The sequence below is a fragment of the Halobacteriovorax sp. RT-2-6 genome (assembly GCF_047085025.1).
Taxonomy (GTDB): domain Bacteria; phylum Bdellovibrionota; class Bacteriovoracia; order Bacteriovoracales; family Bacteriovoracaceae; genus Halobacteriovorax_A.
In genome coordinates, this window is the sequence record NZ_JBKIYH010000001.1 from 1268808 (window position 1) to 1293411 (window position 24604).

Genomic DNA, 24604 nt, shown 5'->3' on the forward strand with positions numbered 1-24604 from the left:
TTCTAAATCAATTAAGCAATTAGTGACTTATCTTTGAATAGAATCCAAAGCTGATGAATTGCTCTAGTTGCAGCAAGGTGCAGTCTTTTTCTTGCAGTATTATTAACTGGATAAACATCCTTATCACAGTCAGGAATAATAACGTAATCAAACTCAAGACCTCTAATTTGCTCAACTGTTGTCACATCTACACCTGGTCTCAACGAAAAGTTCTCATCAAGTACAAGTCTAATACTTCCAACTTCTTCAATCTCTGAGTATAGCTCTCTTGCAATACTTTCTTTCGAACAAATAATAGCAATTGAAGCTTTCGGTTCACGGTTCATTAGTTCTACAAGTGCACTACTGATGAGCATTGAAGCATGCTCAAGGTGCTGCACAGACGTTTCAATGATCGGTCCTCCATCTCTTTTCGATTCAGGAAGCTCTTTTGGAGCCAATGGCCCAAGAACATTATGTGCAAAAGAAACAATTTCTTTTGGAGAACGATATGAAACATTAAGTTCTTCAACTTGCATATCATCCACATCAAGCTCAAGTGTATGACAAACATCGTGCCATGAAGTGAATTCAAAAGTGCTATCAATTTGTTGAACACTATCTCCTGCAATCGTGAAGTTTCCTTCTTGATGTTTAATTTGCCCAAGCATAATTAGTTCTGATTTTGAAAGCTCTTGTGCCTCGTCTAAGAAGATATGGCGATACGATTTAAACTCACGTCCAAAGTAGCGAAGGTGACCAAATTGCTTAACAATTAAGTAATTAAATAGTGGAAGATCATACTTATCAACAAATCCTGAAACATCTTGTCCATGATTTGCATAATCCGAATCTTTATCTAGTCCTTGAATTTGTTTGGCCGTATAAAATTTTAAATCATTTAACATGTGAGTCGTTACCATACGATTTGTCATCTCAGGTAGCCTCTCCATACGCTTTGAATCAGAAAAGATATTAAGTAATTCTTCTCTTACATTTTTAAAGCCATTTAAAATCTTTTTCACTTCAACTTTTAAAACAGAGTCACGTGTATTTTCATAAAGGTTCTTAACACGAACATAAAGTGGACGAGTGCGATCTTTAGTAAAAAACTCAAGGTCTGTCCCTTTAAGCTTCTTTTCAATACTTAATTCTTTTTCTGCTAAGTACTCATCAATAAGCTTTAGTAGCTTTGGATTTCTTTTTATTGTAACGATTGAATCAAGAGGATTATCTTCGATCTTCTTAGGAACCGAGCGCATATTTTGGAAGACAATCTTTTTAATTAGATCATCAAGAGTCGATACACGTACTTTTTCAAGTTGTGATTCAATTAAGAGTTTCTTTGATAATTTCACAAGTCCGTTATTTGGAACGATTACCATAACTTCTTCTTGGCGAATTCCATCTTCACGACAAAGCTTTGCAATTCGATATAAAGCAACTGTCGTCTTACCACTACCAGCACCACCTGTAATAAGAAGAGGTTTTTTTGCACTTTGATTAACGAGGTCGTACTGAGTCTTATCAAGTAGAGAAATAACTTCTGGCCCATCAAATCCAGTGCGTCCACTACCAAGACTCTGGTTAGCACTCCCTTCTCCACCAGCAAGTTTTTGTGTTGATTCACTTAAAGAAATCCATTCTCTATCTCTTAGAACATTTGTGTTTCCTTCTCGATCAATTCGCACAAGTTGCTTGTCTCTAACAGTTAGGATTGATTTTTCTAATATATGCCCTTCAATAATTCGATCATCTAAGTCGAAATCAAAATCATCCCCCTCACCAAATTGATAGAAGATTCTCGCCATCGGTGACTTTTTCCAGTCAATAATTTTAAACTTTAACTCTTTATGTGAAAAAGGCGTATGCCCAATAAGAAAGTCTTTTAACTTTCCATTTTGTTCAATCTTAAAATGACCAAAGAACGGCGACTCTGCATTAGGTAAACTCTGGTGTTGCTCATAACGATCTGCTAGTTGATTAAGAAGGTTCATTTGCTGGATAATTCCAGGAAGGTCATCTTCCTTACAATTAAGAGATTCATCTCTAAGGGCCTTAATATTCGCTGCAATATCGGCTAATGCTGCAGCATTTAAATCTGGAACTCTATTAATTAAATCAACAGTTTGCGCAAGGAAATCATTGATCTTTTGGATATATTCTTGATTTACTAATTCACTCATTCTTTATTTGCCTTTAATCATCTAGCTTGTTAGTGTTGACCTTTAATTTTTTATATTAATAATCAACAATTAGAGGGCCCTATTATGCCAAAAGTTATCGGATTTCACTACACATTAACGAACTCAAAGAACGAAGTTTTAGACAATTCTGCTGAACATGGTCCACTAGTTTTCTTAGAAGGTGTTGGTCAGATCATCCCAGGTCTTGAAAAAGAAATCGTAGCAATGAATGTTGGTGATAAGAAAGTTATCAATGTACCTGCTGCTGACGCATACGGTAATATAAATGATGAACTAGTTATTACTGTGCAACGCTCACAATTCCCAGAGGATGCACAACTTAATATTGGTGACGTATTCCAAGTTAACCAAGACCAAGGACTTCCTCCATTTGCAGTTATTGCAATTGAAGGCGATGAAATTACTTTAGATGGTAACCACCCACTTGCAGGTGAAGACCTAAACTTTGATATTGAAATCACTGAAGTAAGAGAAGCAACAGAAACAGAACTTGCTCATGGACATGCTCATGGACAAGGTGGATGTGGCCACTAATCAATCTTTACCTTTTTTAAGTTAGAATATCGCATAGAACCTTACTAAAATTAATTTATCGATTATTGATTTGAGTGAGGATTCTATGTGGGTTAATAATTTAAGAAGGTCTCTCGCATTTTCTATATGCGCGAGTTCATTTCTTTATTCAAGTACAATCACAGCTAAGAACCTCGGCGATGACTTCAGTCTCTACGGTAAAATATCCATGGCGGCCATTGGTCAAGATGGAGCTCAATCATTAAATAATAACTCTTCTCGATTTGGTTTTAAATATAAGAGAGATGGCCTAATCGAGAAATTCACCACTGGTCTTCGTGCTGAGTTTGGAATCAATACCAGCAATACGAGCCAGAGCATACAAAGCATCCCCAACACCACGGGACGCTTTCAAGTTGACAATACTAGCGACCGGCCCTTTTCTACTAGGCTAGCTTATCTTTGGATTGAAAACGGAGATTTCAATGCCACAATAGGAAAGAACTGGTCTGTCTGGTATGACGTAACAGAAATGACTGATATCTTTATGGTCACTGGTGCCTTTGCCTCCTCTACTTTTACTGCTAATAGTGAAGTCATTGGAACTTCTCGTGGTGTAGATCTTTTGGAATTTCGCTACAAAATTGGTGACCTACATTTTGGGGCCCAAACAAAGTTTACAGGAGATGAAACGGCCGAATACGATTCTGATGGCGATGGAATTGACGATGCAGTCCTCACTCTTGAGCATTCAATTGCAGCCTCTCTAAGAATTGTTAAAAAAAATTACAAAGTTGGAATTGCAGCGATTAATTTAAATTCAAATAATAATGGAGTTGAAATTGCGAAACTTTCAGTTACCGTTGGAGCAAATTATTATTTTAAAAACCTTTTTATCGCCGCAGTCTACGGTGACACAAAAGACCTCGAATTAATTGATGGCAGATTCGTAAGAACTGATAATGTCGAGGCAATTATGGGTTGGCGCTTCAACCCATTTCACCAGATAATGATTGGATACAATTGGCAAACTTCTGATGACGATGGACTGGATGATTATGAAATGTCTAAAATTCTTGGATCATATATGTATACAAATGATCAGTATGAATTAGGTATTGAGTATGTATTTGATGATAGTGTCGATGTCAGTGGAATGCGCCCAAAGAACAATCAGCTCATTTTAGGCGCAACCATGTATTTCTAATAATTTTCAGGTGGAACTTTTTTAAACATAAAGGCCGGTATTACACTTGAAACAAGAGTGTAGATAACAAGACCTGAAATAATCTCTAAAGGAACTTCAAAGCGCTCCTTAGCAATCTGGGCCATTACTAAACCAAAGATAAGTGTCGGTAGTAATGAAACAGTAATCTCTTTACGGTCTGGCCAGAAATCCTGCATAAAGAATTTCATATTTGAGTATGTGTTGAAGATTCTTAGAGGAATGAAAATTCCTAAGAAAGCTAATCCAATATATAGTCCATCCATTGTAAATAGATCTTCAGTAAAGCCTACACCGGCCTTAAAGAAGTAGAATGGAATGAAGAAAGAAAAGAACATCTGTAGGTTCTTTAAAATTTCTTCTGACTTCTCAGATTTTCCAAAGTGCTTAAATTCTGAAGCAATAAATCCAACAAGGAATGCCCCTACTAGATAGTAAGTTCCGATTTTCTTTGTGATAACACCACAAATAAGTGCAGTAAGAATTAAGAAACCAACTTCTGAATCCTTTGCATATGGAGCGATATATTTGAAAAATAATTTGTAAGAAAGGGGTAAAAAGACACTAAGGGCAACTAAAATAAAGGTAGAACTACCAAGGTTAACTAAGCTCTCCGACTGAAGAGTAATAAATAGCAGTAAGATGGCAGAGATCTCCTTAGAAATTGCTTTTGATCTAATCCAGTACTCCTGCCCTTCACTAAATCCATAATTCTTTAGTGAGTTTAAGATGAAGCCTGTTGAAGGAGTCATGATACCAAGTGCAATTAAAGTTGCTGCACGGAAACTAATTGAAAAGAAGAAGTGAATCCCAAAAGCAACTATAAGTGTGATGGAGATAGTCTGGGTAACCCCGGATAGGAGCTCTTTCCAATTCTGCTTCAGTTCTTCAAATTCAACTTCAAAACCAGCGAATAAGAATAAAGAAGTGATCCCCAAGCGAGAAAGCATTAGTAGTAGATCATCATTTTGAAACCATCCAAGCCCAAGACCAGCAGCAATCCCTAAGAAGATTGATGAGATACCAATTGGGATTTGGAATCGAAGTAAAAGTTTTGGAAGAATGAGAAGAATTGTAAACAGTAATAAGTACTGTACTTCCGTATTCTGCAAGTTAATCATTATTGTCTCTCCATGTATTCAACGTATGATCCCGGGAAGATGCGTACTTCCCCCTTATCCACTTCGTAAACATTTTCAGCTAATTCACTAAGAAAGTGTCTATCGTGGGATACAAACATTACCGTTCCCTCATAACGTTTAAGTGCATCCAGTAGAACCTCTCTTGATTTAATATCAAGGTGGTTTGTCGGCTCATCTAGAACTAAGAAATTATTATTTTGCGAAAGTAGTACGGCCATAACAAGACGAGACTTCTCTCCCCCTGAAAGGTACTTAACTTTCTTATCAACGTCTTGGCCTCTAAATAAGAAGGCCGCAAGTAGGTTTCTAACATACCCATCACTTGCCATTGGTAGATCTTTTCTAACTTCATCAAAAACACTTGATTCTGGATTTAGAACTTCCAGTGAGTATTGAGAGAAGTATCCGATCTTGATACTAGGGCCAATCGCTACTGTTCCAGCAGTTGGTTCAGTATGAGCAGTAATACACTTTAAAAGCGTTGACTTACCCGCACCATTTACACCAACTACGGCGATTTTATTTGTTCTTTTAACTGTTGTTGATAGTCCATGAAAGACTTCATGCGCACTTCCGTCAGACAGTGGCCATGATTTTGAAAGATCTTTAATGATAACAACATCATCCCCACCTCTTGGAGGCGTTGGGAATTGAAAGTTAATTGTTTCTTCCTCAGCAGGAACTTCAATACGATCAATTTTTTCAAGCTTCTTCACTCGAGATTGAACTTGAGCAGCATGTGAAGCACGTGCCTTAAATTTTGCAATGAACTCTTCTTCTTTTGCTAGCATATCAGCTTGACGAGAAGCTTGAGCAATTAATTGTTCACGACGAAGGTCTCTTTCTTTCTCGTAGAAGTCGTAATTACCTGTATAAGTCGTAATTCTCTTATGAGCAATTTCCACAATCTTATTACAAACATTATTCATGAAATCACGATCGTGGGTCGTCATAAAGATTCCGCCCTTAAAATTCTTTAGCCAGTCTTCAAGCCAAAGAATCGATTCCATATCGAGGTAGTTGGTAGGCTCATCCATTAGGATAAGTTCAGGATTAATTACAAGAACACGAGCAAGAGCAATACGCATCTTCCATCCACCAGAGAAGTCTTCAATCATCTTATTATGATCAACAGGCATAATCCCTAGTCCTGTTAGAACTTCCTCAGCGCGTGTTTCAAGATCATAGCCACCACGCTTTTCAAACTCTGACTGAACGTCTCCCATTTTCATCAGGACATCATTCATCTCATCGTCACTCATATTGGCACAATCAGCTAACTTGTCTTCAAATTCTTTAAGCTGTTGTGCTAGCTCAGCAACTTTTACGTCTCCAGACATAACGACTTCTTTTGCCGTCTGCCCTGCCATCTCCCCTACTTTTTGAGAGAAATAGGCCCAACGCAATTTATCAGGAAAAGAGATTTGGCCTTCATCAGGTTTCTCCTCACCAATAATCATACGAAATAAAGTTGTTTTCCCAGCTCCGTTTGGACCAACTAGCCCAACCTTTTCGCCAGGATTTATTTGAAAGCTTCCACCGCTATATAAGGTTTCACTACTTTGGATTTTTGAAATATTGGAAACATTTAACATATGCTGTAAATCCCACTCAACTTTTAATATTTATTTAGCTGCTATTTAATCTGAATATACGAATAAGTTCAGTCTAGCATGGCACTTCTAAATATGTCTTTAAGATTCGACACTTTTAACGCATTTAATCGTTTGGAAATCAGCTATTTAGCCTTATAATTTGCCTATGACTTTAGAAAATATATTCGTTGATACACAAGGTGAAATTAAAAAATCAGTTTATGTCACATTAGTACTGATTCTTTTCTATTTAACTAACCATATCTTTTCTTTCATTTTGAAAAAGACTAGTAGCATAAATATTGAAACGAAAAGACGCTATGTTGTTAACACAAATATTTCGTTAACGATTATCTTCGTCTTTATTACTCTTTATATTTATTCAACTGAGTTGAAAAACCTGGCCTTCTCACTTGCCGCCCTAATGGTTGCCATAGTCCTCATCACAAAAGAGCTCTCTCTTAATATTATGGGTGGTATCTATAAGACGTTTTCTGGTGGATTTATTATTGGGGATACTATTGAGATTGATGGCAAGCGCGGAAGTGTTATTGACCGAGATCTATTCACGACAACTCTATTAGAAGTTGGACCAAATAAAACATCACACAACTATACAGGACGCTCTGTTATTATTCCAAACTCAATATTCTTAACAAATCGAGTAACGAATGAATCATTTTTAAAGAGTTTTGTTCTTCATACTTTTAAAGTTGTTCTCTCTCCAGATTGTGATTGGGAAAAAGCGGAGAGAATTCTTCTTGAGAAATCAGAATTCTATTGTTCTGAATATTTTGAGCAGGCCCAAGTTGTTTTAAACAAACTATTCACAAAGTCTCACTTAGAAACACCTATTCTAAAACCACGTGTTCAAATCAATTTTACTAGTAAAGATGAGATCGAACTCAATGTTAGAATAACGGCTCCAGCAAGAACGAAAGGCTCTGTAGAACAGAAGATTCTTAAAGATTTCTTGCGAGAATTTTATAAGTAAGAGACTGGTGCCAAACTGTCTCTAGACAGCGACTTTCAATATAAGATATTTAACCCCTACAATTTCAGTAGGGAGAAATTATGAAAAATATCTTAAGAATATTCTTATTCACACTAATCTCAATTACGTGTATTCAGGCCAATGGAGCTCCTACAGAGCTGGCCCCATTTGATCAAGCTGGTTCATATTTTGATGAAGACCAAGGGCTTATCATCGGAAGTGATGGACTTAGATACTGGCACCAATCTAACAATACAATGAAGAATGAGAATGGTGTTATTTTCAAATTCAGACTTTTCTCGATTAAAGCATCCGATGGTAAAAGATATAGGAAAGCATCAAAAACTCATATCAAAGAAAATTGGGAAGCTAAGCGCTATCCAGTAAAACTTAGTCAACGTATGCTAACAATTAGAGAAGATGCTGGAGTTGATTTTAAAGAGCTAGCTAATGCCATTGAAAATGGAGATAGCATCTATCTTTCTAAGCAAGAAAGAGATTCACTATCGGCTTACTTAAGGGTTAGACAACATGAGCAAGATAGCTGGGATGGTAGCTTTAGAACGAATCGTACAGGTAGAACGACATGTACAACTCATGGAATGAATACAGTTTGCACAACAACTTCATATTAAAAAAAAGCCTTCTTACGAAGGCTTTTTTATTTTTTAATTTAAATCTTTATTTAATTTTTTAAATTCTTCACCAATTCGTATTTCAAGTTTTTTATCTGATTCGTTAAACTCTTTTACGATAGCATCAGTTGTCGTTAGACGATAGGCAAAGACAGCAAGCTTATTCGCTTTATTATTCTTATACTCTTTATCCATACTCTTCATATGCTTTAGACGATCATCTAAGAAGAAGACTGCTTTATACTTCTTGTTAATCCCTGGACGATTAATTAAGTGAGTAAGCATTTGGCCCTTATTAAGTCCTGAAGTCATAAAGATACCATCAGCATAACGTACTTCTCTTCCTTGTAACTTTGTCATAAATGGAAGTCTTGGGGCATTTACTTTATTAAGATTAATTCCATTCTTATTCATTTCTCGAACTGTTGCAGGATAATTAACAGGACCTCTAGAAGTGATAGAAGTTACTCCGTAACCTGTCTCTTGTAGTTTTTCGATCAGTCTTGGAATTTCTTTTTCAACTAGAATCATATCAGAAATAAATGTTGCTTTATAAGAGTACTCAAGCATTTCATTAACTGACTTGGCAATACAATGAACCGGACAACCATTGTTAATTTGTTCCTTCTGCCAGTTATACCACTGATCACTACCAAAGCTTGTTTTGAACCTTAAAAGAGTGTTATCGATATCATAGACAACAAGAACATCACTTGTTTTTAATTTATTCTTCTTAGTATACTCAACAATCTTCTTATAAAAGTCAGAGTGAGAAGCTATCTCCTGATAAGATAGGGCGCTAAAAGCGATTAAAATAGAAATTATATATTTCATCATGTCTCCTTTTCTTGACCAGCAAGCATACCAGTAAAGGAGGCAAAATAAAAGCCTTCCATAACGGAAGGCTTTATATGCAAAATATACAGAAAGTATGTTTATATTGACTGATTAAGACGCCATATCATCATAGTCCATCCACGCATCGTTTGGCTCGAGGATTTCCATGTCTTTGTGAGGCATCTTTTTCTTATTAAGCATTTTTTCTTTCTTTCTTTGTACCTGTTTTTCAATCTTAGCAACAACAAGATCAATGGTCTTATATAGGCTATCAGAGTGAGCTTTCGCATGGTAATCGAACTTCGGTCCAATTACTTCGACTTCGGCATAGTGTTCGCGACCATCCCTAACCTCACAACTCCATTTTAGATGTAGATTTCCATCAAGGTATTTTGCGATTTTTTCTGACTTTTCTTGGATTCTCTCATCAAGTGCTGGCGTATGATCTAGGTGTCTAAAACTTACTGTTACTTTCATAAAATACGTTCTCCTCTATGTGTATAGTATCTTGGCTAAACCTATCGGCAGTTTCTCCAAAATATCGAGCTATTTTACTTTTCTTTTTGACGACGACAAAATCCCAAGCATTTCTCTATACTTAGCGACTGTACGTCTCGCAACCTTCACATCTTCTTGGCTCAAAAGGTCGGCAATCTTTTGATCCGATAAAGGTTTCTTCTCATTTTCATTGTCGATAAGTTCCTTAATTTTTAATTTTAGAACTTCACCTGCAACGTCGATTCCACCTTTGTCTCCACCGATTCCCGCATTGAAAAAATACTTCAATTCAAATAGGCCAATTGGTGTATGCATATACTTATTTGAAGTAGCACGAGACACTGTTGACTCGTGAACTCCCAGCTCATTAGCAACATCTTTTAGAACCATAGGCTTTAAATGTTTTGGCCCCTTCTTAAAAAATTGCTGCTGCTTTTTCACAATTGATTTTGCCACTTGATCAATTGTACGCTGTCTCTTATTTATAGACTTTATTAGCCATAAAGCCGACTTAAGTTTTTCTTCTACGAATTCTTTAGCTTCTTTATTTTTCAGGGATTCTGCTTGATTAAGCATATCCTGATACATTTTAGAAATTCTTAATCTTGGTACACCATCGTCATTAACCTGAACAACGAACTCTCCCCCTACTTCAACAACAAATACATCAGGTGTTACGTAATGAGTGTCTCCACCACCTACAAGACGTCCTGGTTTAGGGTGAAAATTATGAAGCAGTTTTGCAGTTTCAATAATCTGTTCTTCTGATACTCCAGTGTCTGCAGTGATTTTCTTATAATCTCTATTTTTTAGATTTGTTAAATGAAAACGAATTAGCTTCTCTAAAAGCGGTGAACGCTCTTCTGCAATTCTTGCTTGAGCTAGCAGACAGTCAACAAGGTCTTGAGCACCACAGCCAACTGGATCAAGACGTTGAACAATTTCTAAAATATCTAGACAGTGCTCACGCTCTAATTTTGTTTTTTCAATAAGCTCATCAAATGGACATGACAGATAGCCATCATCATTGATATTTCCAATAACCTCAATGGCAAAATCAATTTCGACATCGTTTAAAGCTTCCATACGAAGCTGCCACTCAAGGTGTTCAGCAAGGGACTCTCCCTTTGAAACCATATTCTCATAATTAGGCATATCGTCTGGACTAAGAGAAGGTGCGGCCATATTTGGCTCGTATGTCGTCGAGTTATAACTATCGACATACTTTTGCCAATCCATATCATCGCCACTACTCATCATGGCCTCTTCTTTAAAATCGTCGGCCTTGGCTTCTTTAGTTTGACTCTCTAATTTATCAAGTTTGTAATCACTTTCACCAGGTGAAAACTCTTCCAGCATTGGATTTTCTACCATCTCCTTAGCGATGACATCTGTCATTTCTAAATGGCTTAATGTCAGTAATTTAATCGCCTGCTGAAGCTGCGGCGTCATCACGAGCTGCTGAGTTTGACTGAGATTCTGCGAAAGTTTTGTGGCCATATTGGTTCCTTATTCTTAGTAACCAGACCAGCTTATTTGCTTGGTCTAGCTACATTCTAAATTCTTCACCAAGATAGAACTTCCTTGCTCTTTCATTGTTTACAATTTCATCCGGTGTCCCACTTACAAGTAATTCTCCACTACTCATAATAAACGCGCGATCAACTACTCCTAATGTTTCTCTCACGTTGTGGTCGGTGATTAGTACACCGATATTCCTTCTCTTTAGACTGTTAATAACACTTTGAATGTCATTAACTGCTAACGGGTCAACTCCAGCAAAAGGCTCGTCGAGAAGAACAAACTTAGGCTCAAGTGCCAGAGTTCGTGCAATCTCAACTCTTCTTCTTTCACCACCGGAAAGAGCTGAACCAAGAGATTTTCTAATATGTCCAAGTCCAAAGTCTGCTATCAAGTTATCAAGAAGTGTCTTCTTCTTGGCCCTTGGTAGTTCTCGATTTTCTAGTACCGAGAAGATATTGGCCTCAACTGTTAAATCTCTAAAGATGCTGGCTTCTTGTGGAAGATAACCAACTCCCTTTAATGCCCTAATATGAATTGGTTGCTCTGTTAAGTCTTCGCCAGATAAATCTATTGTTCCTTCATCTGCCTTAACTAGCCCTACCATCATATAAAACGATGTTGTCTTACCAGCACCGTTTGGGCCGAGTAGTCCTACGACTTCTCCTTGCTTAACATCGATTGAAACGCCTTTTACGACTTCTCTGCCGCCGTAGACTTTCTTTAAACCATGAGCTGATAATTGTGCGATTTCTTCAACCATGCTGCTATTACCTTATTTTAAAGTTCGTATTAGCATCATCAACTTCTATGGTCTCGATGTCACGCCTAAGAACAATTGTATTTCCTTTTAAAACGTCTTTCTTTTGATAAACCCGTGGGAGACCAAGCAGAACAATTTTATCCTCTGCCATATATCCCTCAAGTCGCTCACTAAAAGCCTTTCTTTTAAAAGGAACTTGTCCCTTAGGAGAAACAGTTTCCTCAATGACCACATCGTCATATAGTGCATAATACTTGAGTTTTTTATTGTAGTTATCTAGATAGATTTCGCCATTTCGGGCACTTGCAAGTAGTTGAGATTTCTGAAATTTTACATTTCCACTCATGTTGGCATTGCGATTGCTCTTATCAACAATAATTGAGTCTGCAAAAAACTTAACCGAGTCCTCATAGGCCCTCACTCTTTGAACCCTTCCCTCAACATTTCCGTCATAAGTTCCAACTTCTGTCACAAGATTATAACTTAGCTCATCTGCATTTACCGCGACTTCATAAGCCGAATCAAAATCTTTTGAAATCGATTCTGTCTTGCCACGGAAATTCACAACCTGAGAATTATCTGAATAATTCATACTCTCTGACTTAATACTCATATTGCGATTTCTAAGAACGACCTTTCCTCTAAGAGAAAGATATTTTTCCTTCGCGTTCAAGACACCAGTGTAAGCATCGTAATACATTGGCTCTGCTTGATGATCGTTAATAAGAACCCCATTAGGCTCTGTTAGAATAAGAACATCTGTTGTTAAATTTTGAGAAACCTCTGCCGCTTCAAGGTGATAGCGAGCATCTTTATCTGTCTTTTTAAAGTACTTAACATTTTTAAAATACGAATAAATATCTTGGTTCAAAAGATCCGTCATCGACTGTTCTAAGTCCTCGTCTTCGTAACGGCTAAAGAGTCCAAATAATGTTGATGTCATGATGCCAATAAGAAATAACCAGATTGACAAACGTTGTCCAACGCTTAGCAAAAACAACTTCCTTCAGTTTATGTAAATAATCAGCTATTTACGTCCTTCTATTTTACGACAAATAAGTGCGTCATGCCAATTGTAAGTATTGAAGTCTTTTCCATTGGTGGTGTATTTGGTAGACTTAATCGCTCAAGAATACACAACACTTAAGGGAATCAATAACATGACTTTAGAGATTGAAAAAATCGTTGCCGAAGGCGTAAAGCTTACACCAATGATGGCCCAATATCACGAAATCAAAGTGAACTATCGTGACCATATGCTAATGTTTCGCATGGGTGACTTTTACGAAGTCTTCTTTGAAGATGCAATCAATGCATCTAAAATTCTAAATATTGCACTCACTCACAGAGGAAAACTTGGTGAACACAAAATTCCTATGGCAGGAATTCCACACCATGCAGCTGCAACTTATATCGATCGCTTCTCAAGCGAGGGACTTAAAGTCGCAATTTGTGAACAAGTCGAAAACCCAAAAGAAGCAAAGGGGATTGTTAAAAGAGCTGTTACTCAAGTTGTCTCTCCAGGGATGCCTTACGATCTCGATAAAACAGATTCAAAAGAAGACCAATTCATTCTTGCCTGTAATGAAGTAAATGGCCGCTTTGAAATTGTTGCCATTGATTTTACAACTGGATTCTTCAAAGGTTTTATTCTTGATAGCTTTGAAGACTTTATTGAAAAAATTCGCGTCCTTCATCCTAAAGAGTTCATTACATACTTAGGACAGTGGGATAAGTATGAGAGTGTCGCTACTCTTAATGAGCACAATGGAACTCTTGTCACTCACCTTTCAAAAGAATATTTTAATGAAAAGTACTCAAGTGTTTATCTTGAAAAGTTAATTCCAACTTATAAACGTGATCAACTTTTAAATGAAAACCAAAGTGTTCTCGGCCCAATTGGAGCGCTTTCATATTATATTTGTTCGACTCAAAATCATGAAGAGTTCACTCACCTCCACGCTTTCAGTCTATCTGATCGCACGGGTAGCATGAAGGTTACAATCCCTACTCTTACAGGATTAGAGATACTTCCAAAGTCACGTGAAACTTATAAAGACTCACTTCTTGGCTTTATGGATAAGACAAAAACATCAATGGGTTCAAGAAAACTAAAAACTGTTTTCACAAACCCACTAACAGATCGAAAAGAAATCACAAATCGTCTTGATACAATTGAGTTCTTTTTAAAACATGATGATCTTTTACAAGATACTCGCGAGGCTTTAAATAACGTTCGCGATCTTGAAAGAATCCTAGCGAAGGCCGCGACAAACCGTGCAAATGCTGGGGACCTTTTAAATATTTCAAGTGCAGTCGATGTATACGAAGAATTAACAAATTCGCTAAGCGAGCTTCCAACAAATGTCTTTAAAGAAATGAAAACGGAAGACAAAACGAATTTATTCAAGCTTCGTGATGATATTAAAAAGACAATTAACGATGAAATAGGTGCAAATCTCGATAAGGGTAACTTAATCAGAGAAGGCGCAAATGAGACACGTGACCACCTTGCAAAGATTTCTCAAAATACGGCCCAAGCTCTAGTCGAACTAGAAAATCGCTACCGCGAAGAAACAGGAATTCAAAAGCTACGTATTAAATCAAATAATGTTGCTGGCTACTTCATTGAAGTTTCTAAAACTCATTCAGATAAAGTTCCTGCAAATTTTATTCGCAGGCAAACTCTTGTTAACTCTGAGAGGTACGCAACTGAAGAGCTAACTCAATTTGAAAAAGAAGTTGTTGTTGCACGCGAAAAGCTAGAAAAACTTGAAAGAGAAATCTTTAAAGGGCTAATTAAGCAGATCACGGATTTAAGCCATGCAATTCAAATGCTAGCAAATATCCTATCTGCAACAGATACTCTTCAATCACTTTCTTGGATTGCACGAAACGAAGAATTCTCAAGACCAACTATTTCTGAAAAGTCTCGTGACATGGATATTCGCGGAGCATGGCACCCACTAATTAAAGCTGCCATCAAAGATCAATTCATTCCGCACGACCTTAAACTTAATGATGAAACATACTTCGGTCTTATTACTGGTCCCAACATGGCCGGTAAAACAACAGTTATGCGTGAGATTGCGATCATCCAACTTCTAACACAAATTGGATCATTCGTTCCTGCAGATAATGCCAAAGTTAGCATTTGCGACTTCCTATTCAGTCGTCTTGGTGCAAGTGATGACATCCTAAAAGGACAATCGACTTTTATGGTGGAAATGGCCGAAACAGCTGAGATCCTAAGACACGCAACAGATAAGTCACTTATCATTCTTGATGAAGTGGGACGTGGTACTTCAACTTATGATGGCCTTTCAATCGCTTGGGCCCTAGTTGAACACTTCATTGAGAACACAAAAGCACTTTGTCTATTTGCAACTCACTACCATGAGCTAATTGATCTTGCGGATCGCTACCCTGAGGCAAAAAACCTTACAGTAGAAACGCAAAACCATAGAGGAAATGTTAAATTCCTATATCGTCTCGTTGAACAAGCCGCTTCACAATCATTTGGTATCTACGTTGCCAAACTTGCAGGCCTTCCTCCAACTGTACTTAAGCGTTCACAATCAATTCTTAAGAGCATGGAAAAGGAATCAAGCGTATCTCAAGCCTTACTTGATAGTGATCATAGCGAACAATTAGATTTCTTCAGTGTACAAACACCAGCAGAAATACCTGAGTACTTGAAACAAGTTGAGGATCACTTATCAAAAGTCGATATCAACAACTTAACTCCTATTCAGGCCCTAAATAAGCTCAATGAATTAGTTGATCAAATTACTTTAAACTAGAAATAATTTCCAAGGGCGCTTTCTAAAGCGCCCTTTCTTTTAATCTTCAGCGTTCATACCGATAAATACAGTATGAGCACGAATAATAAGCTATCTGAAATTTACGATTACTACAAAAAAAGCAAAGCCGCTAAGAAGATAAGACAAGATCGTCTTAGAAAGAGATTCTACGCTTTTATCCTAGATATTTATCTTGTGGTTTTTGCCAATAAGGCACTAACTTTTATTTGGCTTTCATTTGTAAATAATTTCATTTCAAATATTTCGACTTCGCCAAAGGTTTCATCAATGGCATTTCAGAGTCAGACAACACAGCTATCACTTGCAATCATGTTCTTTAGCTACTTCTTCTTTTCTTACTACTTAGGAAATGGACAGACTTTAGGGAAAGCATTTTTCAAGTTAAAGGTTGTGAAGTCACACGATGTAACTGAGCCATTAAGTGCCCTTGATTGCTTTGGACGCTCAATCGGCTATGTTTTCGCTAACCTACTTTTCTTTTTACCACTTGTGATCAACTTCTTAAGACATGATCAAAAAGGTGTGCAGGACTTCATCTCTCAAACTCATGTGATCAGTACAGAAGAATTCGCTTATGCACTAGCAGAGATCCAAGCAGATACCGAGCCAGTTGAAGAAGTTGAACAAATCAGCCTATTCGGTTAGGGGCGCGGGTACCAATCGAGAATTCGGATACTTAACTAAGAATTATTTCTTAAATTCACAAAAATACAATAACGAACACTCCATAAAGCGATGCTTCGAGGCTAATTCATTAAAAATTTCATGGAAAAGTGAGAATTAGATATGATTCTCTCTTCTATATAATTGAATTCTCGATTGGTACCCGCGCCCCTAAAGTTCGAGATTGGCGAAGATCTCGCTGGCACGGCCCACGACACGTGACTTTAGTTTTTCGTCACAGCTCACAGACTTACTCGGACGACTCCCCTCACACTCTTTTTGATATGGCTTCATAACTGTCTTATTAGCAACCTTAGACTTGTTATAGCCTTCACTACTTCCATTAAAGAGATCACGCTGAGAACTATCACTTGAATCCCACGGTCTTTTCACACAGGCCTTATGCTCACCTTTTTGCGTACGACGAGAACGCTCCTCTTTATGATCGAGTATAATCTCAAGTAAAGATTCATCAGAATTTTCAATACGATTTTTAATCTTATTCTTTGTCGTTTTAACAAAAGTTTTTTCTAAACTAAGGGCCATAATATTCTATTTTATCTGCCCCTATGATTTCGTGCAACAAAGAACTTACTGGTCTCCGTAAAGGCTATTAATACTGGCCTTTAGCTTCTCCATGCTCTTGGTTCTTAAAATTACTTCATCACTATTTAAGAGAACTTCAACTTCTCGATCAACTGTCTTTCCACCTTTTCTCACAATATTATCTAGAACAGAAATGCTACAACCATTTCTCCCCTCAATATAATTGTGTTTTACATTTGAGTTTTCTGTACGCTCAGACATTTGAAGATTTCGCCTGGTCTGTCTTTCAAGAATATATGCAATTGAAGCAGCATCACATAACTTCGCTAACTCAAGACGAGAAACATCTTTGTAGCAATCATCCTGAACAAGTCCAAGGATGATGAGCTCTTCTTTCGCAAAATTATCAAGAAGCCCTTCTCTATGAGCAACTTCGAGGTAATCCCTTGGATACATACCATCAGCACAAACCGTATCAATACTTCCACCTAGGGCCTGGTAATGAAGAAGATTATTCATATTATTAAAAATGGCAGAGCTTTTGAGATCTTCCATGATGGCCTGCTGTTCATAAGAGCCAAATAAATTACTAGAAGTGGCGATTGCTGGATATGTAGAACTTATCGTTTCTTTCATATGATTAGTATTGAGATAAATCCCTTTAGCAAATTCACATGCCAGATTATCTCCTAACCCATTTCGATAAGACTCTGCCACATCAATATGCTTTGATATTAAATCAGAAATCGGAGATGGTTTCCCTCCAAGTGATCTTGAAAGAATCTCTTGTCTAATTAACTCCATAACCTTTGTATCATCAAGTCCCCCAGATTCGAGAGAAAGCTTTAATAATTTATAATAGTCGTCTGAAAGGTTTCCATTGGCATCCATACCTATATAACGAGGATATTGATTTGCTGCCTTTGCAAGTTTGGCCCCTTTGTAATTTTCTTTAAGATAACTAATTAGTCCATCCACATCACCTTCGAAAGTAATATAGGCCTTTGCTAACTCAAGATCTTTATAAGACTCATTATCGACAATATAGCCAGAAGCTTGGGCCGAACGAATAAGACGTTCGATAGCGGGATTTACTTTATAGAAACCAGTATTTGTTTCTACATTATATTCATAGTATGGAGCTGTGGAATTACTTATAATCTCAGTTACCAATTTTTCACGCTCACTACGACTTAACTCATTCTTTGGATCAACACTTGCGAAATAACTTTCTAAGTCCACTGTATCATTAGCTGAATGGGATATATGATACTGTAATTGATTTTTTGCAAATGCAGATGCAATCGCTTTTTTATCTGGCATTTTCAGATTAACACCGTAATTCGTAAAGCTGCCCCCCATGCCCATTCCCATACCAGGATAGCCACCCCCAGAAGAGTTCATATTTTGATTCTGTTCTTGAACCATGACACATTCAACACATGCATCCATCTCGGCAAAGTCTTCGAACTTATCATCAAAGGCAAAGGTTAAAAGAGAACAAATTGATATCGTGGCGATTTTAAGTGCTTTCATACTCGACTATTCGGAGTGAGTAATTTGTACGCTTAAATAATTAATGAACTAAATAAAATTAGGAAAAATCATCCAAGCTAAGACATTATCACAATTAGGGACAAACTAATAAATGCCACAATATTGAGAATAACGCCAAAGCTAATCATACGATTCATAGGGACGAGACCTGTTCCATAGACAATTGCATTTGGTGGTGTGGCAACTGGTAACATAAAGGCCATATTACAACTAAAGGCTACGATAAAAGCCGCAGTAATACTTGAATAATTTGCTTGAGTTGCTGCTGCAATCAGAATTGGAACTAAAACATTGGCCGCAGCAGTATTGCTTACAAGCTCAGTGAGTAATATTGAAATTCCAACAACAAGAACAAGAAGAGCAGCAAAGCTCCAGTTACTAAAAATACTAATCAAGTTATTTGCCACAAAATCGGCAATTCCTGTTTTAAAAAGTGTCGATCCTAGAGAAAGACCAGAGCCAAAGAGTAACAGTGTTCCCCAATCAATCGTCTTAATATCATCTTGATCTAATAATTTTGTACGACTATAAATTGGTGCCATAAAGAGAGTACAAGCAGCAATGATAGCAACCATCCCCGCTGTTAAATATTTTTGAACATATATTGAAACGATATGCCCCTTACCTAATATGAGTGAGCATAAACTTGGAGCAAACCATAAGAAAATTGTAATCGTAAAAATGAGCATTAAGCGTATTTCGTTATTTGTAATTTTATTATTCTTACCTAAGCTCATCATGAGATCATTCTTATCAACTTTCTTAATATCTTCAGTAATTTTTCTCTTTGCATAGAAGAATAAAATTATTGAAAAGAAGATTGTCAGGGGAAAGCCAAACTTACACCAATCCCAAAAAGTTAAAACTTGATTTGTATGCTGCTCAAGTAGTCCCATTGTAATAAGGTTTGGAGGAGAACCAATTGGAGTGGCCATTCCACCAACGGATGCAGCATAGGCAACAATTAATAAAAAATACTGCTTTGTCTTTTCTTCTTTCACTTTAAAAGACTTAAGTAAGCCAAAACCGATTGGCAGCATCATTGCAGTTGTAGCGGAATTTGAAACCCACATCGAAAATAGACAAGTGACACCAATAACGACGGCCAGAGTACGATTGAAGTCACCATCAATGAAGCGAGTATTTAGAATCGTCACCGATAATTTTCGATCAAGGCCAAGCTTCTCCATCGCACGCGCTAAAAGAAATCCTCCCATAAACAGAAAGATAATCTGAGAGCTAAAACTACTGAAGGCTTCTTCAAAAGAAACCACACCAAATAGAACAGTCAGAGCAACTCCCATCATTCCTGAAATAAATAAAGGAGTACTTGAAAGAAGCCATTGAATAACAACATAAGAAAATATTGCTAAGAATGTTTTTGCATTAGTTTCGAGCTGTAAATCTGAAGTATAGACTAAGAAGAAAGCGACGATTCCAAGAAATTGAAAAACCACCGACATTGTCGAGCTATGTTTCCACTCATGTAAGAATTCACGGTACAAGCTTTTAAACATAGATCAATATTCCAAAAAAGAGGCCCTCCTAATAAGAGGGCCTTCTACAATTATTTTAAGAAACCAAAGTGTAGTTCATCAGTCTGCTCTTTTGAAGGAACAGATGGTGCATTCGACATCATATCACTTGCTGTCGTTGTCTTAGGGAACGCGATTACATCACGAATATTATCAGTTCCGGCCTTAACCATTGTGATACGGTCTAGACCTAGAGCAATACCACCATGTGGAGGTGTTCCGTACTTAAGCGCATTTACAAAGAACCCAAATTGATTAGCAACTTCTTCTTCACTCATACCAAGAACTTCAAACATTCTTTCCTGAACTGCACCGTTGTGAATTCTAATTGATCCACCACCAAGCTCGTACCCGTTACAAACGAGGTCGTATGCTTGAGCAGGAAGGTCGCGAAGAGTTTTATTGCTAACATTGATCTCTTCGTTCATAAATTTATCCATTTCACTAATCTTAGGAGAAGTGAATGGGTGGTGTTTTGCATAGAATCTTGATTCATCAGTTTCAAAACATGGGAAGTCATTTACCCATAGGAATGCGTAACCGTCTTTGATAAGACCAAGCTCGCGCCCTAGGTGGCGACGAAGAGCATCTGCACTATCGTGTACAATTCCCTCTTGATCTGCAAAGAATAACCAAGTTCCATTTTTTGCATCTCCATCTAAATCAGAAAGACTTGATAAACTTGCAAGAACCTCTTCAGTAATGAATTTAGAGATACCACCAGAAACTGCACCATCTTCAACTTTAAAGAATGCAACACCTTTTCCACCGTGAGGTTTTACAACATCAACGAATCCATCAAGAATCTTACGAGAAAATGTTCCCATTGAAGCTGGTACGAACATCGTCTTAACCATTCCACCACTTTCAATTGCTGATTTGAAAACACCAAATTCAGTATCTTTAAAAATGTCTGAAACAATATGTTGCTTTAATCCAAAACGTACGTCTGGTTTATCTGAACCGTAGTCTCTCATTGCATCGTTGTAATGCATAACTGGAATTTCAAAATCAGCGCCTAATTCAAAGATATTTCTCATAAGATCAGTTGCGATATTTTTCATATACTCTTCAGTAGCAAATGAAACCTCAATATCGATTTGAGTAAACTCTGGCTGACGGTCAGCTCTTAAGTCCTCGTCACGGAAGCACTTACAGATTTGGAAGTACTTATCAGTTCCACCAATCATAAGAAGTTGTTTAAGTGTCTGTGGCGACTGTGGAAGAGCGTAAACGTGACCAGGATGAACACGAGATGGAACAACGTAGTCACGAGCACCTTCTGGTGTCGACTTATAAAGAATTGGTGTTTCAACTTCGATGAAGTCGTTTACACTCATTGTATTTCTTACGTCTAGAGTAATTTTAGAACGAAGCTTTAGAATATCTTGAAGCTTCTTTGTTCTTAAATCTAGGTAGCGGTACTTAAGCTTGTTATCTTCTGTCGCTTCAGTTGCACCATATGGAAGAAATGGAATATTATTAATATCACACTCTGATAGAACTTCTAGTTCAGTTACGTGAACTTCAACTTCTCCTGTGGCCATATTCTTATTTAGCGCTTCTTCAGGACGTCCTGCAACAGTCCCAATAACCTTGATAACTGATTCAAGATGACATTTTTTAAGAAGATCAGCGTCGCCCTTGAAGTTTGTGAAGTTAAGTTGAGTTACACCAAATTTATCTCGTAAATCGATAAAAGTTAGACCACCTAGGTCGCGGTTCTTATTTACCCAACCGCATAGTGTTACTACATTACCGATGTGCTCGGCCCTTAATTCTCCTAAATTGTGAGTTCTCATCAAACCCTTAATCTGTGACATGCTAATCCTCTTGATATATAGTTTTTTGGTATGAAATTTATAACAAATTCTTCACATATTCTCAGTACATTTTTTGTATTTCTACTATTAACGCTAGGCACACATTCACATGCCCAATTTATTAATCCGAAGTGGGCCGAGAAGATCATGATTACGCCAAAGAATAATGAGATTAAAGTCTCTTGGGCAGTATCAGAAGAGGAAAAGCAACAAGGCCTAAGTGGACTAAAGGCCAACAAGATGAAGAAAAGTGAAGGCCTCGTTTTTGTCTATCAACAAGAGATGCCACTAAAGTTTTGGATGCCTGATACTTACTTTGATCTCGATATTATTTTTTTAGATAAGAACTTTAAAGTTATTGCTATTGAAACACTACCTCATTATCCAAGTCGCAATGAACCGCAAAAGATTCCAACAACTAAGGTTTATCAAGGTCAATTTGTTTTAGAATTGCATGCCGGTATGGCAAAGAAGTACGGAATTACTAAGGGCTCCCAACTTAAATGGAAGAAAGCCCTCGATCAGAAGTTTCAGAAGTCTCTGGGAATAAAATAAGATACTCATCACGAGCGATATAACCTAAGTGATCACGGACAAGTTTCTTTTTATAGCGGTGATTATTTCTGATTAAATCAAGCTCTTTCATTAGGCCATCATTCTCTGCTTTTAATAGAGTCACTTCATGGTAAGCCTGATCAAGCGTCGATTTCTTATCAAAGTATTCAATTACCCCACCCTGAGAAAAAACTAAGCGGCCTAGAAGGAATAAGCAAAATCCCCAACATAACTTCACACCCCAGTGCGTAAGCTCACCTTTCTTTTTAGATTTAGATTTTACTTTTCTCTTAGCGCTTACCGCAGTCTTGGCCTTAGCAATTGCCTTTACTGGTGTTTGGTCAGCATAATTAACAGCTGCAGGAGCTGTTGTCTTCTTTCTAAGAGGTGAAGACATTTCAATATTATCTGCTTGAGTAATTGGTTTTCTTGTTGGAGCTGCACTTGGTGAAGCTGAAACTGATGGTTTTGGTGCTGCACTTGCTTCACGTTGAGCTCGTTGTGCTCTAAGTTTCGCCAATACAGACGATCCGGATTCACTTGATGCTCCTTCATCACGAGATGGAGCAGACATTGGTCTTGGACGAGCACTTGTTGCAGATGCCCTAGGCATTGGAGGCGGCGTTCCCATTGGGGCAGAAGCACGACTCGGTGCACTTGCAGGAGTCCCTCTTTGATCTTGTCTCGAGGCCATCTTTGCACGATTTCTTTCAATCGCTTTTTGCATTGCTGCACTTCTTGAATTTTGCTCTGAACTACTATTAGTCGTCGATGCAGACCCTGACGCAGAAGGTCCACGATTTCTTCCTAGTGAAAACTGCAAACTTACATCCTGTTTTTTGCGAAGTATTCCTCATGAATACTTTTTTTCCCAATATCAATATTTTAATGCGTTTCAAAATTTCACACAAGTAGTTTTCTCACGGAAAACTTATCGTGACAAAGCGCACAAAGGCGATTCGAAGTTTTTTTATTCGTTTACGAAAGAAGATTTTGAGAAGTCGAATAATCAAAATTTGTGTTTAAAGACTCGATTTGAAGCCAAAACTTTCTGATAGTTGCCAACTCAATTAGATATAATTTCAAAGTCTCATCAAGTCCTCTTAGAATCTGAGCATCACTATCAAGCTCTCCTTCTTCAAAAACTAAAGATAATTCTTCAAATATTCGGTGAAAGCGATCTTTCGGCTTTAGAATGAAATGCTTTTCTGAAATACTAAACTCTAAAAGATTCATTTTCTCTTCTAGGGCCTTTTCCAGACGTGTGAAAAGAATACTTGCGATACACACATCGCCAATTGGACCTAGTTTCAGTCTTTGTCCGCTCCCCTCAAGCTTATGGCTTTTAAAGTTAATGCGAATGGCATCGTCACTTCTTTGATACCACCAGCTAAAGCCCGGGTCAGAGATATTGCAAATTAAATCTTCCTCTAAAGGAAAGCGCTTATTAAAAATTTGATCATAAATAACTTGAGCAAGATCTAAGTTAGGAATTTCGTAGTAAAGAGATTCGGCCACTTCACTCTTTTCAATTCGTAGTGACTTAAGTGTCGATACATCGCCAGAGCTAGCTAATTCGAATGTTTCACTAATATTATCTGTAATTACACCACGAATACTAAAAGTCGAACTACTTTTAACGATATTGTATACGAAACCAGAGGTTTGAGGATATTCAACACACGATTCTGATTCAGACTCTAAACTTTGTGAGCCAAAAAGAAATTCATTGCGAAAATCTTCATCAGCTAAAAATTGTTCTTGTGTATTAAGATTAAAAGTCTCTTGTGTAAGAAAATCAAACTCGTTGTGCACTAACCCCTCCATAGGCAATACATATAATTATAATTTAATAACTTTTGATACGTATTGGCAAGAATTTGAAATTACAAAGAAACTAAAAAACTGCGACGAAAATCTTTAAAAATAAAATCACAATCATCGGAGAGATATCAAATGGAATATCCATTTCTGGCAACATACGACGAACAGGGCCACATGTGTAATCAGAGAGCTGCTTTATTCTTACACAAATTGGATGTGATTTATATTGAGGGATATAAGAAATAATCACATCAATAATGAGAATAAAAATATAAATATCAATTAGTGTTCGAATCAAAATACAACCCCTTTGAACTGCTAAATAGGATATATAAGAAGCCTAAAAAGTTCAAGGGATGGTTAGCAAA

At 37.3% G+C, this 24604-nt stretch carries 22 protein-coding genes; 7 read left to right on the forward strand and 15 right to left on the reverse strand.

The features are described from left to right. Positions 1 to 11: 11 nt before the first annotated feature. Entirely contained in the window at positions 12 to 2165 is a 2154-nt protein-coding gene (locus ACMAYS_RS06000) for a UvrD-helicase domain-containing protein (protein WP_103216427.1), read from the reverse strand. An 84-nt stretch (positions 2166 to 2249) separates the two neighbouring features. Between ACMAYS_RS06000 and ACMAYS_RS06005 the strand changes: the two genes are divergently transcribed. Both ACMAYS_RS06005 and ACMAYS_RS06010 read left to right on the forward strand, forming a co-directional pair. Beyond that, positions 2250 to 2720, forward strand: coding sequence for an FKBP-type peptidyl-prolyl cis-trans isomerase (locus tag ACMAYS_RS06005; protein ID WP_103216426.1), 471 nt, complete (start codon positions 2250 to 2252; stop codon positions 2718 to 2720). Between the two features lie 85 nt (positions 2721 to 2805). Further along, on the forward strand, positions 2806 to 3906 hold the full coding sequence (locus ACMAYS_RS06010; protein ID WP_103216425.1) for a porin: 1101 nt from the start codon (positions 2806 to 2808) through the stop codon (positions 3904 to 3906). On the opposite strand, the gene ACMAYS_RS06015 is transcribed toward ACMAYS_RS06010, so the two are convergent. Beyond that, the gene (locus ACMAYS_RS06015) at positions 3903 to 5045 is read right to left on the reverse strand and encodes a cation:proton antiporter (protein ID WP_103216424.1); all 1143 of its coding nucleotides are present in this window, start codon (positions 5043 to 5045) and stop codon (positions 3903 to 3905) included. The genes ACMAYS_RS06010 and ACMAYS_RS06015 overlap by 4 nt on opposite strands. Then, positions 5045 to 6661, reverse strand: a complete 1617-nt coding sequence (locus ACMAYS_RS06020) for an ABC-F family ATP-binding cassette domain-containing protein (protein WP_103216423.1) — start codon at positions 6659 to 6661, stop codon at positions 5045 to 5047. Before ACMAYS_RS06020 ends, ACMAYS_RS06015 begins: the two co-directional genes overlap by 1 nt. A gap of 166 nt (positions 6662 to 6827) precedes the next feature. Between ACMAYS_RS06020 and ACMAYS_RS06025 the strand changes: the two genes are divergently transcribed. After that, on the forward strand, positions 6828 to 7655 hold the full coding sequence (locus ACMAYS_RS06025) for a mechanosensitive ion channel domain-containing protein (protein WP_103216422.1): 828 nt from the start codon (positions 6828 to 6830) through the stop codon (positions 7653 to 7655). A gap of 80 nt (positions 7656 to 7735) precedes the next feature. After that, positions 7736 to 8290, forward strand: coding sequence for a hypothetical protein (locus tag ACMAYS_RS06030; RefSeq protein WP_392990967.1), 555 nt, complete (start codon positions 7736 to 7738; stop codon positions 8288 to 8290). 33 nt (positions 8291 to 8323) lie between these two features. Here ACMAYS_RS06030 and ACMAYS_RS06035 read toward each other — a convergent pair whose 3' ends face one another. From ACMAYS_RS06035 to ACMAYS_RS06055, 5 genes are all read right to left on the reverse strand, one after another. Beyond that, a complete protein-coding gene (locus ACMAYS_RS06035; protein WP_158246755.1) occupies positions 8324 to 9124 on the reverse strand; it encodes a DUF2608 domain-containing protein in 801 nt (266 codons plus the stop codon). Between the two features lie 114 nt (positions 9125 to 9238). Continuing rightward, complete coding sequence (gene hpf / locus ACMAYS_RS06040; protein ID WP_392990965.1) at positions 9239 to 9604, reverse strand: ribosome hibernation-promoting factor, HPF/YfiA family; 366 nt, start codon at positions 9602 to 9604, stop codon at positions 9239 to 9241. A 69-nt stretch (positions 9605 to 9673) separates the two neighbouring features. Then, entirely contained in the window at positions 9674 to 11125 is a 1452-nt protein-coding gene (gene rpoN, locus ACMAYS_RS06045) for an RNA polymerase factor sigma-54 (RefSeq protein ID WP_103216418.1), read from the reverse strand. A gap of 49 nt (positions 11126 to 11174) precedes the next feature. Next, positions 11175 to 11909, reverse strand: a complete 735-nt coding sequence (gene lptB / locus ACMAYS_RS06050) for an LPS export ABC transporter ATP-binding protein (protein WP_103216417.1) — start codon at positions 11907 to 11909, stop codon at positions 11175 to 11177. A 7-nt stretch (positions 11910 to 11916) separates the two neighbouring features. Then, the gene (locus ACMAYS_RS06055; RefSeq protein ID WP_392990962.1) at positions 11917 to 12852 is read right to left on the reverse strand and encodes an LptA/OstA family protein; all 936 of its coding nucleotides are present in this window, start codon (positions 12850 to 12852) and stop codon (positions 11917 to 11919) included. Positions 12853 to 13018: 166 nt separating this feature from the next. Between ACMAYS_RS06055 and mutS the strand changes: the two genes are divergently transcribed. Together mutS and ACMAYS_RS06065 are read left to right on the forward strand one after the other, a co-directional pair. Continuing rightward, the gene (gene mutS, locus ACMAYS_RS06060) at positions 13019 to 15712 is read left to right on the forward strand and encodes a DNA mismatch repair protein MutS (protein ID WP_103216415.1); all 2694 of its coding nucleotides are present in this window, start codon (positions 13019 to 13021) and stop codon (positions 15710 to 15712) included. Positions 15713 to 15784: 72 nt separating this feature from the next. Then, complete coding sequence (locus tag ACMAYS_RS06065) at positions 15785 to 16378, forward strand: RDD family protein (RefSeq protein ID WP_103216414.1); 594 nt, start codon at positions 15785 to 15787, stop codon at positions 16376 to 16378. A 189-nt stretch (positions 16379 to 16567) separates the two neighbouring features. Here ACMAYS_RS06065 and ACMAYS_RS06070 read toward each other — a convergent pair whose 3' ends face one another. From ACMAYS_RS06070 to aspS, 4 genes are all read right to left on the reverse strand, one after another. Continuing rightward, positions 16568 to 16942, reverse strand: coding sequence for a hypothetical protein (locus ACMAYS_RS06070; RefSeq protein ID WP_103216413.1), 375 nt, complete (start codon positions 16940 to 16942; stop codon positions 16568 to 16570). A gap of 45 nt (positions 16943 to 16987) precedes the next feature. Beyond that, positions 16988 to 18478, reverse strand: a complete 1491-nt coding sequence (locus ACMAYS_RS06075; protein ID WP_412462938.1) for a hypothetical protein — start codon at positions 18476 to 18478, stop codon at positions 16988 to 16990. Between the two features lie 77 nt (positions 18479 to 18555). Then, positions 18556 to 20016, reverse strand: a complete 1461-nt coding sequence (locus ACMAYS_RS06080; RefSeq protein WP_412462939.1) for an SLC13 family permease — start codon at positions 20014 to 20016, stop codon at positions 18556 to 18558. Between the two features lie 50 nt (positions 20017 to 20066). Then, complete coding sequence (gene aspS / locus ACMAYS_RS06085; protein WP_412462940.1) at positions 20067 to 21857, reverse strand: aspartate--tRNA ligase; 1791 nt, start codon at positions 21855 to 21857, stop codon at positions 20067 to 20069. Between the two features lie 30 nt (positions 21858 to 21887). Between aspS and ACMAYS_RS06090 the strand changes: the two genes are divergently transcribed. Continuing rightward, complete coding sequence (locus ACMAYS_RS06090) at positions 21888 to 22412, forward strand: DUF192 domain-containing protein (RefSeq protein ID WP_412462941.1); 525 nt, start codon at positions 21888 to 21890, stop codon at positions 22410 to 22412. On the opposite strand, the gene ACMAYS_RS06095 is transcribed toward ACMAYS_RS06090, so the two are convergent. The 3 genes from ACMAYS_RS06095 to ACMAYS_RS06105 form a co-directional block, all read right to left on the reverse strand. After that, positions 22357 to 23235 (reverse strand): septum formation initiator family protein, encoded by an 879-nt coding sequence (locus ACMAYS_RS06095; protein ID WP_412462942.1) that lies wholly within the window; start codon positions 23233 to 23235, stop codon positions 22357 to 22359. The two genes, ACMAYS_RS06090 and ACMAYS_RS06095, sit on opposite strands and share 56 nt — an antisense overlap. 155 nt (positions 23236 to 23390) lie before the next feature. Beyond that, on the reverse strand, positions 23391 to 24227 hold the full coding sequence (locus tag ACMAYS_RS06100) for a hypothetical protein (protein WP_103216408.1): 837 nt from the start codon (positions 24225 to 24227) through the stop codon (positions 23391 to 23393). Between the two features lie 82 nt (positions 24228 to 24309). Next, complete coding sequence (locus ACMAYS_RS06105; RefSeq protein WP_021266446.1) at positions 24310 to 24534, reverse strand: YggT family protein; 225 nt, start codon at positions 24532 to 24534, stop codon at positions 24310 to 24312. Positions 24535 to 24604: the final 70 nt, after the last annotated feature.